The organism is Sporichthya brevicatena (genome assembly GCF_039525035.1).
GTDB lineage: Bacteria > Actinomycetota > Actinomycetes > Sporichthyales > Sporichthyaceae > Sporichthya > Sporichthya brevicatena.
The window spans coordinates 93695-104645 of the sequence record NZ_BAAAHE010000030.1; the positions used below are offsets into that span (position 1 = coordinate 93695).

A 10951-nucleotide genomic window follows, 5' to 3' on the forward strand; every position below is an offset into this window, starting at 1 on the left:
TTCCACATTGCAGCACGGGATCGGGCCCTTGTCACCGGTTCGGTCACGCCTTTCCACCGGCCCGCGCCCGGCGCCGCCGGGCCGTGCGGCGGATCAGCCCGACCGAGGCGGCGACGACGCGGTCGTACCCGCGGGGGTACGGCGGAACCATGAGCTGCGCGACGCTGACCGGGGTCTTGTTGTGGACGATCGTGCGCAGATGGCTGAACGTGTCGAAGCCCGCCTTGCCGTGGTACGCGCCGGAGCCGCTGCGGCCGACGCCGCCGAACGGGGCGGACATCACGGCGCAGTGGGCGGCGAAGTCGTCGATCGTCATCCCGCCGCTGCGGGTGCGGGACCGGAATCGTTCGAAGTCCGGCCCGGTCGGCCCGTACCAGTACGCCGCGAGCGGGGCGGGGCGGTCGGCGAGCCGGGCGATCACGTCGTCGATCCGGTCGTAGGGGTGGACGGTGAGGACCGGGCCGAAGACCTCCTCGGAGTCGATCGTCATGTCCGCGGTGACGTCGAGCAGGATCGTCGGCGCGATGCGGCGTGACGCCCGGTCAGGAAGTCGTTCGCCCGGGGGAGCGACCTCGATCTTCTTGGCCCCCTTGGCCACGGCGTCCTCGATGAGACCGACGACGCGGTCGAAGTTGCGCTCGTTGACGATGCTGACCCAGCCCTCGCCGTGCAGCACCGACGGGAAGCTGGCGCGGGCCGCGGTCTGCGCGGCGTCGACGAACGCGTGCACCTGCGCGCGCGGGACGTAAACCTCGTCCGGGCACAGGCAGAGCTGGCCGCCGTTGGCGAGGCGCGCGGCCATGATGCGGGCCCCGACCTTCGCGACGTCGGCGCCGGAACCGACCGCGGCGGGGTTCTTGCCGCCGAGCTCGAGCGTGACGGGCGTCAGGTTCGCCGCGGCCGCCTGGGCGACCAGCGCGCCGACCTGGGGTGAGCCGGTGAAGAACAGGTGGTCGAAGGGCAGCGAGCTGAACGCAGCCGCGGTCTGCGGGCCGCCGCAGAACACGGTGAACTCGGCGGGGTCGAAGTACTGCGGGGCGAGCTCGGCGAGCAGTGCGCCGGTGCGTGCGGTCACCTCCGAGGCCTTGGCCATCACGCGGTTGCCGGCCGCGAACGCGGCCGCGGCCGGCTCGGCCAGCAGTCCGACCGGGAAGTTCCACGGGGCGATCACGCCCACCACCCCGAGCGGGCTGGGCTCGACGCGGATCGGCAGCCCGAGGGCGCCCGCCACCGGCAGCACCCGGCGGGGCTTCATCCACGTGGCGAGCCGGGCGCGGGTGAGCTCGAGGTCGGGCACGATCCCGAGCACCTCGCTCACGATGCTGGTCGACCGCGGGCGCGAGCCGAAGTCGGCGCCGACGGCGTCCGCGATCGCGGTGGCGTTCTCGGTCAGCATCAGCGTCAGGCGGTCGATGCGGTCGCGGCGGACCGCGGCCGAGGGTGGGCCCTCGGCCAGGAACGCGGCGCGCTGCCGGTCGTAGGCCGCCCGCAGTTCGTCGGCGGTGTGCTCGGTCAGGACCTCGGTCATGTCTGGACCCCCTTGAGGACGAGATCGACCAGGGCGGAGACGTCGCGCGCCGCGGTGACGCGCTGGCGTTTGGTCGGCGAGATCGGCGTGCTGACGACCTGCATGATCACGCCGCCGAAGATCGCGACGAGGAGCGCGCTGACCTCGGTGTCGCGGGACACCTCACCCCGGTCCATGGCGCGGCGCACGACCTTGCGCGCGGCGCGGATCGCGTCGTCCCGGAACGCCTCGAACCGGATCCCGAGGTCGGGGTTCAGCCGCGCCTCGCCGAGCAGGCGCAGAGCCGCGGCCCCGAACTCACCGTCGAAGAAGTCGAAGACGTTCTGCGCGAGGACCGTCAGGTCGGACCGGATGTCGCCGGTGTCGACGTCGCTGCGGAACGCGACCTGCGCGGCGAGCGACTCCGTCAGCAGGTCCTCCTTGGAGGACCAGCGGGCGTAGATCGACGCCTTGCCGACGGCCGCCTCCTTGGCGACGGCCTCGATCGTGAAGCCGCGCCAGCCGTGCCGGCCGTAGACCCGGCACGCCGCCCGGTGGACGCGGTCGGCCAGCCCGGGGTCGGGCGGCCGACCCGGGCCGGCGCCGGTGACGGCGGGAGTGCTCACAGCCGGATCTCGCCCGACCGGATGCGGGCCTCGACGTCGTCGGTGAGGTCCTGCGGGTCCGACCCCGGCGCGACGAGCACGACGCGGTCACCGCCGGACGGCCGGAAGCCCTCGTCCTTGAGGTCGGACTTCTTGTAGCGGAACGTCCCGGTCACGTCGCTCTCGGAGTTGGTCAGGCGGAGGAACCGCGGGACCGCGTAGTCGGGCAGCCCGGCGCGCATGTGCCGCGCGAGGCCGGTGAGGTCGAAGTTCGTCGGGTCCTCCACGACGAGGCGCGCCATGCCCGCGCGGCCCTCCATGCCCGGCACCTCGACGCCGTAGACGATGGCCTCTTCGATGCCGGCGAAGCCGTTGATCACGCCCTCGACCTCGGTGGTCGCGACGTTCTCGGCGTGCCAGCGGAACGTGTCGCCGAGGCGGTCGACGAACTGGATGTGGCCGTGACCCTGATTCAGCACCAGGTCACCGGAGTTGAACCAGCGGTCGCCGGGTTTGAAGACGTCGTGCAGGATCTTGCTCTGCGTCGCCTCCGGGTCGGTGTATCCGTCGAACTGCTGGTGGGCGGAGATCTGTTGGAGCAGGACCCCGCGCCCACCCGGCTTCAGTGCGATCCCACGGCCGTTCGCGTCGCGGACGATGTCGTCCTTCTCGTGGTCCCACGCCGCGACCCTCATGCCGCGGGGCGACCACCCGCAGGTGCGGTCGAAGTTGAACAGGTTGACGAAGCCGGCCGGGGACTCCGAGCCGCCGTAGACCTCGTACACGGCGTCGATGCCGAAGCGCTTTTTGAAGTCGTCCCAGATCTCGTGCCGCAGGCCCGCGCCCATCATGTTGGTGACGCGGTGGTTGCGGTCGTCCGGCGAGGGCGGCTGGTTCCACAGGTAGCGCGCCATCTCGCCGACGTAGTTGAAGCCGGTCGCGTCGTGCTTGCGGATGTCGTTCCAGAAGTTCGAGGCCGAGAACCCGCGCGCGAGGGCGAACGTCGCGCCGGTGAACAGGCACGCGAACCAACCGCCCATGAGCGCGGTGACGTGGTACATCGGCAGCGGACAGTAGATGACGTCGTCCGGACCGATCTCGCGCAGCGCCTTGCCGGCGAACAGACCGCCCATGAACAGCCGGCGGTGCTTGTTGATCGCGCACTTCGGCATGCCGGTCGTGCCCGAGGTGTAGACGTAGAACGCCGGGTCGCCGAACGAGACGGCGGCGGTCTCGGGCAGGTTCGTCGACGCCGCCGACTCCGTGGCGGCGGTCAGGGACGTGAAGCCCGCCGGGAGCGGGGTGGAGCCGGCCTCCTCGGCGAGGAAGCACTGGGCCGGCAACTCGGTCTCGGGGATCGTGCGCAGGCTCGGCAGGAGTTCCTCGCCGACGACGAGTACCTTCGGAGCCGCGCGCCGGAGGCTGTTGGCCAGGACGTCGCCCTGGAGACCGGTGTTGACGAGCGCGCCGATCGCCCCGAGCTTCAGTGCGCCCATCGCGACCGGGATGTACGCCGAACGGTTCGTCAGAAAGATGGCGACGACGTCACCCTTGCCGACGCCGACCGCTTTGAGCGCGTGCGCGCACCGGTTGGACCACTCGTTGATCTCGGCCCAGGTGTAGACCTCGTCCTCGAACCGGAGCCCGACCTGGGTCGGGGTCTCGGCGGCCCGGCGCTCGAGGAGCGCGCCCATCGAGTCCTGCTCGGAGTCCGAGAGGCGCTGGAGTTTGATCAGGGCCGGGAGGACGCCGCGGTGGGAGAGCTTGCGGATCAGGCGCAGGTAGAACTCTCGGCCCGAGATCAGGTCGGCGTTCGCGCTCATCGGTTCCTCCACTGCGGAGCGCGCTTCTGGGCGAAGGCCGTCATTCCCTCCATCATGTCCGCGCTGACCATCAGCGCGTCGGCCGCGGCGGACTGGCGCTCCTGGGCGCGCACCTCGTCGGGTTCACCGCGCATGGCCTCCATCGCCTGCAGGGACAGACGCACCGAGGTGGGGGAGGCGGTGAGGATCTGATCGGCGAGTTCACGCGCGACGCTCAGCGACTCTCCGGCCGGGGTGACCCGGTTGACCAGGCCCCAGCTCCGGGCCTCCTCGGCGTCCATCCGGCGGCCGGTGAGGATGAGCTCGTTGGCGACGTTCGGGGGGATGCGGCGGGGCAGGCGGACCAGTCCACCGGCCCCGGCGAAGACGCCGACCTTGACCTCGCTGAGCCCGAACGTCGCCCGCTCGTCGGCGACCACGAGGTGGCAGGCGAGCGCGATCTCGCACCCGCCGCCGAGGGCGTACCCGTTGACCGCGGCGATCACCGGCTTCGCCATGTTCTGACGTCCCGTCAGCCCGCCGAACCCGGTGACCGGCAGATAGGTGGGCTTGCCGGAGGCGCTGTAGATCAGATCGTTGCCGGCGCAGAACGCGTCGTCCCCGGCGCCGGTGACGATCGCGACCCACAGCTCGGGGTCGGCGAAGTAGGCGTTCCAGATGTCTTCCAGCTCTTCGTTCGCCGGCGGGTGCAGGGAGTTGCGCAGGTCGGGTCGGTTGATCGTCACCTCCAGGAGCCGGCCACGGCGCTCGACGGTGGTGAACTCGTAGGAGTCGCGGAACCCGACGGGCCGGGTCGGCAGCCGTCGCTCCAGTGCCGCACGGCTGAGCGCGACGCGGTTGTTCGCGCCCGTCGCGCGGACGTAGATCCGGGTGCCGACGGGGTTGTCCTCGCCCTCCAGGAGTGCGAGCAACTCGTCGTCGCCGGAAACCCCGGTCGCGACGAAGCGGCGACCGTCCGACTCCATCCGGCCGACGACGATCGCGTGGGCACCGGACTTGCCGTACTTGACCGTCCACGTGTCCAGACGCGCCCATCCGTTCGGGGCCGCGACGGTGGCGACGCGGGGGACGGCGTCGAGTTCCTCCTGGGTGTGGGCGCTGCTCGGTGGCTGCCACGGGCTGGGGGTGGTCGTGTAGAGCCCGACGGAGTACTTCGACAGGACGCCGCCGTTGGCGGCGACGAGGGCGAGCGAGCCGGGCTCGGACCGCGCGCGTCCGACGGCCTCGGCGATCGCGTGGGCCGAGTAGTTGTTCCCGGCGCCGCCGAAGAAGCAGAGCCCGCCGGTGAGGGTGAACCCGCGCGGGTCGTCGGCCGAGAGCCCGAGGGCGTCCAGGACGTTCGAGACCGCGATCGGGAAGCAGCTGTAGAGGTCGAAGCAGCTGACGTCGTCGAGGGACTTGCCCGCGACCTGCAGCGCGTGCCGGATGGCGGCCGGTGCGCTGGGCGCCGTCGAGAGGTCCGGCCGTTCGAGCAGGTTCGCCTCGCTCAGATCCGCGTACCCGGCGAGGTACACGATCCGGTCCTCGCCGATCCCGAGGCGCTGGGCCTCGCCGAGCGAGGTCAGCAGCACCGCGGCGCCCTGGTTGACCAGGTCGCGGGAGACGAGGAAGCGCGGGTAGGGCGAGGCGATCAGGCGGTTGCGCTCGTCGACGGTCGACAGCGTCGCGGCGTCGAGTTCCTCGCGGAAAACCGAGTGCGGGTTCTTCGCGGCGACGGTGCTGAACGGAGCGAACAGCTCACCCATTGACCGTCGGTACTCGTCCCGCCCGAGGCCCAGGCGGCCGCGGCGGGCGTTCTCGACGAGGGCGTACTGGCTGGGGGCGTCGAGCAGGCCGTGGAGCATCTGGGCGTAGGTGAGCAGCCCGGCCAGGGCCCAGCCCCGGTCCTCCAGGTCGCCGCCCGGGTCGTCGGACCAGTCGGCCGCGGCGCCAGTCTCCTGGAGGTGACGGGCCGTCGAGATCGCCTCCGCCCCGGCCACCAGCACCCAGGACGCCCGGCCGGCCGCGATCTCGGCCGCGAACTCGTTGACCAGCTTCTGCGGGCCCTGACCGCCGACGACCTCGAGCACCGCGCGGCGCGGATCGGCGCCCAACCGCGAGGCGACCGAGCGCGGGAAGTTCGTCGACTGCCCGAAGGGCGCTTTGGCCATCGGCGTCGAGTTCTCGAACTGACGGGTCGTCGCGACGACGTCGATCAGCGGGGCGATGGCGCCCGGATCGCGGCCGGTGTCGGCGAGAGCGTCCTGCGCGGCCGCGACCGCGAGCGCGATCGGGGAGAGCGCGGCGTAGCCGGGGTCGCCGACGCGTTCGGAACTCTGGCCGACACCGACGAGTACGGGGGTGCTCGGGTCGATCATGCGGTCCTCGCTCACTGTGGGGACGACGGGCGGGTCAGCGGGGCAGGCCGAGCCCCCGGGCGATCAGGCCTCGTTGGATGTCGTTGGTGCCGCCGCCGATGACGTACATCGGGGCGAGGCGGCCCAGGTACTCGGGCCACGGGCCGGCGGCGCCGTCGGTGCGCAGAGCGTCCGGGCCGAGGACGTCGAGCAGGACGCCGCCGAAGCGCTCAGCCAGTTCTCCGCCGAGGACGCCCGCCATCGGGGCGGCGAGACGCGCCTGGGCGGTGGATCCGAGAGCGGCGCGGACGAGGCCGTGCAGGGCCTGCAGTTCGGCGGCCACCGAGTCGAGGGCGGCCCGGCTCGCGGAGCCGCGGGGGCCGAGCAGGTCGGGGTCCCGGCGGCCGGCGGCGACGACGTCGTCGAGGACGCGCTGGAGCAGTGCGGCGATCCCGCCCATCAGCACCCGTTCCCCGGCGAGGGCGGAGGTGATCACCTTCCAGCCGCCGTTCACCTCGCCGATCACGGCGTCGTCGCCGACGAGGACGTCGTCGAGGAAGACCGTCGCCGCGGTCTCGCCCGACAGCGCGGTCATCGGACGGATCGTCACTCCCGGCGTCGAGGTCGGGACGACGAAGAGCGTGATGCCGGCGTGGGGCGGCTTCGCCTGCGGGTCGGTGCGCGCCGCGAGCCAGATGTAGTCGGCGACGTCCGCGCGGGTCGTCCAGATCTTCTGCCCGGAGATCTCCCACGCACCGTCGACGCGTCTCGCGCGGGTGCGCAGCGACGCGAGGTCGGACCCGGTCTCGGGCTCGGAGTAGCCGAGGCAGAAGCGCATCCGGCCCTCGCGCACGAGGGGGAGGAACTGCACCTGCTGCTCCGGTGTGCCGTGGGCGACGATCGCGTCCCCGACGATCAGCACCGACGCGAGCTCGATCTCGACCGGCACCCGGGCGTAGGTGAACTCGTGCTGGAGGACCGCGAGTTCGTCGAGGGGGGCGGACCGGCCACCGAGTTCGGGTGGCCAGGCCATCCCGAGCCAGCCGCGGTCGACGAGCGCGGCCCGCGCGGCGTCGGGTTCGTAGGTGCCGTCGTCCCGCCGCAGCGACGCGATGACGGAGCGGACCTCGGCCCGGAACGTCTCCGCGCCGCCGCCGAGGGCGGGCAGCGCGGCGCCGTCGAGCAGGCGGTCGGTCACCCCGCCCGCGTTCGGGGCCAGGGCGGCGCACTGGGCCAGGTCGGCGTGCACCCGGCGGAACAGCCAGGGCCCCACGTGCTCGGAGAAGTACCCGACCGCGCCCAGCGTGTGGTGCGCGGCGAGCAGGACGCCCCGCGCGGACTCGGCGATATGACGGACCGCCAGTTCTGCACGGAGCTCCCAGTCGTCCGCGTTCGCCTCCGCGGCGCTGACCGCGTCCTCGATCAGCAGCGCGGCCCCGGCGACCGCGATCGCCGCCGTGGCGGTGCGCTGCTGCACGGCTCCGAACGTGCCGATGACGCGGCCGAACTGCTCGCGGGTCTTCGCATGGGCGACGGCGAGTTCGTGAAGTCGGGCCGCCCCGGCGGCGGCCCGGGCCGCGAGCGCGAGGCGCAGCTGCGTCCGGGCCGCGTCGGTGACGGCGACCCCGACGTCGGCGGACCACATCGCCGGCTCGATCTCGCCGACACCCCACTCGGGCCGCGCGGTCCCGGCCTCGGTGCCCGTGACGCGCACCGGGTGCAGGTCGAGCGAGCCGTTCCCGATCACCAGGACGTGGGTGAGCGCCGACGCCGCCTCCAGGCCGCGCACGCCGCCGTCGAGGGACGGCACGACCGCGAGCCGCACGTCGCCGCGGCGGACCTCGTCGGCGAAGGCGGCGGGCAACAGGCGGGTGGCGACGAAGGCGTCGGCGACCGGGATCGGGCAGGCGGCCCGGCCGAGGGCGTCGGCGATCGCGATCAGCGCCGCGGCCGAACCCTCGCCCTCGAGGTCGAACCAGCCGGCCTTGGCGGCGTGCTTCCAGACCGCGGCGAGCGCGTCGGCGGTCGGGTCCTGCGGCGTCCAGACGTCGGCGAGCAGCGCGGACGCCGAGGCGCCCATCGCGGCGTCGGTCGTCGGTCCGCTCACGGCGTCACCAGGGCCGCCACTTCGCGGAGGCGGGCTTCGCAGTCGCGGACGATCCCGGTCGCGATGTCGTAGGCGGGCTCCAGCTGCCGGAACCGGCCGACGACCTGGCCGATGAAGAACGACTCGAGCTCGAGCGCGCCGGGGTGGCCCACCTCGGCGGCGGCGTCGATGCGGTTCCAGGCGTCGTTGACCAGCAACGGCTGCAGCGGCATCGGGAGCGGGGGCGGGGCGCCGGGGGACTCCCACGCGTCGTGCCACGCGGAGCGCAACTGACGGGCGGGCTTGCCCGTCCGCGTCGGGGAACGGAGCGTCGAGCCGCTGTCCGCGGCGAGGAACTTCTCCTTGATCTCGCGCGGGGTGATGTCCTCCTCGGAGCGCAGCCACACCGACCCGCACCAGACGCCGGCCGCGCCGAGCGCCAGGGCCGCGGCCATCTGCGCGCCGCTCGCGACACCGCCGGCCGCGAGCACGGGGGTCTCTCCGGCGAGCTCGACGATCTCCGGGGTGAGCACCATCGTCGCGATCGTGCCGGTGTGCCCGCCGGCCTCGGTGCCCTGCGCGATGAGCAGGTCGACGCCGCGCTCGAGCTGCTGCTGCGCGTGCTTCGGCGACCCGACGAGTGCCGCGATCGGCACGCCGTGCTCGCGGCCGAGCTTGAGCATCGCCTCGGGCGCCGGGCCGAGCGCGTTGGCGATCAGTGCGAGCGGGTGCCGGAACGCGACCTCGAGCAGCGCCTCCGCCCCGCTCCCGGCCAGGCCGGACAGCAGGTCGTCGGTGAACAGGGCCTTGCCCGTGTCGGTGGGAATCTCGTACTTCGCGAGCAGCTCGTCGACGAACTTGACGTGGGCCTCGGGGATCTGCGCGCGCAGACTCGCGATCAGGTTCGACGGGTCGCCGGGGACCGACTTCGCCGGGATCAGGACGTCGACGCCGAACGGCTTCCCGTCGACCTGCTCGGTGATCCACGTCAGCTGCGCGTCGAGCTGCTCGGGGGTGTATGCCGTCGCGCCCAGCACACCGAGCCCGCCGGCCCGGCTGACCGCCGCGACCACCCCGGGGGAACGGCTGAACCCGATCAGCGGGTGCTCGATCCCGAGCAGTTCGGTGGCAGCGGTGCGCACGAGCGGTCCTCCCGGGGGCCGAATTACAGAACGCTCTCCGTCAGTAATGCCGCACCGTACCCCGGCCGCGCGCGGGAGGGAAGGCCCGCAGTGGAGATGACATCTCCAGGGGGAGGGGCCGGGTTCGGTGGAGATGTCATCTCCAGTGGGAGGGGCCGGGTTCGGTGGAGATGTCATCTCCAGTGGGGGTGACACCCTTTCTGGCGCCGAAAAGGGTGTCACCCCTTTCGGCGGGCGGTCAGTCGCCGAGGAGGATGCGGACGACGTTGGGGTGGGTGTCGGGGTCGTCGGTGCCGGCGCCGATGCCTTCGGCGCGGACGGTCATCGGGGGCTGCGGGCCGAACGAGTCGGCGAGGGTCCGGAGCAGGGCGGCGCCGGTGGGGGTGCAGCTCCCGCGGGGCATCGGGCCGGCCGTCGTCGGGATGTCGCGCAGCACGCGGGTGAGGACGCGGCCGGGCAGCGGCAACGATTCGGGTGGACCCGCGAGGATGCGCGCCCCGACCGCGATCGTCGACACCGTCAGCGACTCCAGCGCGAGATGCTCGAAGCCCGCGCAGACGCCGACGATGTCGGCGAACGAGTCGAGCACCTCGTAGAAGTCGACGTCGTCGACCGCGATGTCGCGTGCCTCCGACTCCGCGCGGGCGTGTCGCTCGAAGGCGGCGAGGGCGCGGTCGCGCACGCCGTCCGCGAGGTCGGCGGCGACAAGTCGTGCGCGAATGCTCGCCCACGGCCGGTGCGTGTCGCTCGGGGCGAAGTCGACATGGCACTTCGTCGCGGCGACACCGCCGCGGACGACCCGCTCGCTCCGCAGCCGGATCGGCTCGGGAGCGACGGCGTCGACCGCGGCCTGCAACACGGGCAACGGGACGCCGACGTCGATCAGTGCGCCGAGCAGCATGTCGCCGGCGGCACCGGCGGTGGCGTCGATCCAGCCGATCACCGCGTCGCCCGACTCCGCGTCAGCGCTTCCCGGCGCGCAGGGCGAGGGCGCCGGCGACGATGAACGGGATCGGGCCGCCGATCGTGCCGAGCTTCGCGCGGGCGGAGGCGCCCTCGGCGGCGAGGCGCGCCCCGGACGTGGCGTCGAGGACGTCGCAGAGCAGCCCCGCGGTGAGGGCGAAGCGCCGGGTCGACGGCAGGACCGTCATCGCGCCGAGGACGACGTCGCGGGCGCCGAACAGTCGGGTCATGAACCGGGCGGAGGGGTTGTCGAGGTCGAAGTCGGCGAGCTTGGCGATGGTGGGCGGATCGAGGAGGGCCAGCGCCCCGAACAACGTCCGGCCCGCCCCCGACGCGACCGCCAGTGGAGTTTCCCGCATGCCGTGCTCCCTCCCTCGGTTCCGGCTCGAACCTACCCGGCCGGAGGACATGATTCGCTGCCGCGCCTCTAGGGCGTGTTGATCAAGTCGGTCTTGATCCAGATCAGGGTTGAGGCCAACAGGATCCCGG

At 72.8% G+C, this 10951-nt stretch carries 8 protein-coding genes; all 8 read right to left on the minus strand.

The genetic code is table 11. The features are described from left to right. Positions 1 to 43: 43 nt before the first annotated feature. Positions 44 to 1528 (minus strand): aldehyde dehydrogenase family protein, encoded by a 1485-nt coding sequence (locus ABD401_RS17480; RefSeq protein ID WP_344607048.1) that lies wholly within the window; start codon positions 1526 to 1528, stop codon positions 44 to 46. Next, on the minus strand, positions 1525 to 2133 hold the full coding sequence (locus tag ABD401_RS17485; RefSeq protein ID WP_344607050.1) for a TetR/AcrR family transcriptional regulator: 609 nt from the start codon (positions 2131 to 2133) through the stop codon (positions 1525 to 1527). Before ABD401_RS17485 ends, ABD401_RS17480 begins: the two co-directional genes overlap by 4 nt. Continuing rightward, positions 2130 to 3935, minus strand: a complete 1806-nt coding sequence (locus ABD401_RS17490) for a long-chain-acyl-CoA synthetase (protein ID WP_344607052.1) — start codon at positions 3933 to 3935, stop codon at positions 2130 to 2132. Before ABD401_RS17490 ends, ABD401_RS17485 begins: the two co-directional genes overlap by 4 nt. Continuing rightward, the gene (locus ABD401_RS17495) at positions 3932 to 6292 is read right to left on the minus strand and encodes an enoyl-CoA hydratase-related protein (RefSeq protein WP_344607054.1); all 2361 of its coding nucleotides are present in this window, start codon (positions 6290 to 6292) and stop codon (positions 3932 to 3934) included. Before ABD401_RS17495 ends, ABD401_RS17490 begins: the two co-directional genes overlap by 4 nt. A gap of 34 nt (positions 6293 to 6326) precedes the next feature. Next, positions 6327 to 8378, minus strand: coding sequence for an acyl-CoA dehydrogenase family protein (locus ABD401_RS17500; RefSeq protein WP_344607056.1), 2052 nt, complete (start codon positions 8376 to 8378; stop codon positions 6327 to 6329). Further along, entirely contained in the window at positions 8375 to 9499 is a 1125-nt protein-coding gene (locus tag ABD401_RS17505; RefSeq protein ID WP_344607058.1) for a nitronate monooxygenase, read from the minus strand. Before ABD401_RS17505 ends, ABD401_RS17500 begins: the two co-directional genes overlap by 4 nt. A gap of 238 nt (positions 9500 to 9737) precedes the next feature. Beyond that, positions 9738 to 10442, minus strand: a complete 705-nt coding sequence (gene larC / locus ABD401_RS17510; protein WP_344607060.1) for a nickel pincer cofactor biosynthesis protein LarC — start codon at positions 10440 to 10442, stop codon at positions 9738 to 9740. Positions 10443 to 10461: 19 nt separating this feature from the next. Next, positions 10462 to 10821 (minus strand): hypothetical protein, encoded by a 360-nt coding sequence (locus ABD401_RS17515; protein ID WP_344607062.1) that lies wholly within the window; start codon positions 10819 to 10821, stop codon positions 10462 to 10464. Between the last annotated feature and the right edge of the window lie 130 nt (positions 10822 to 10951).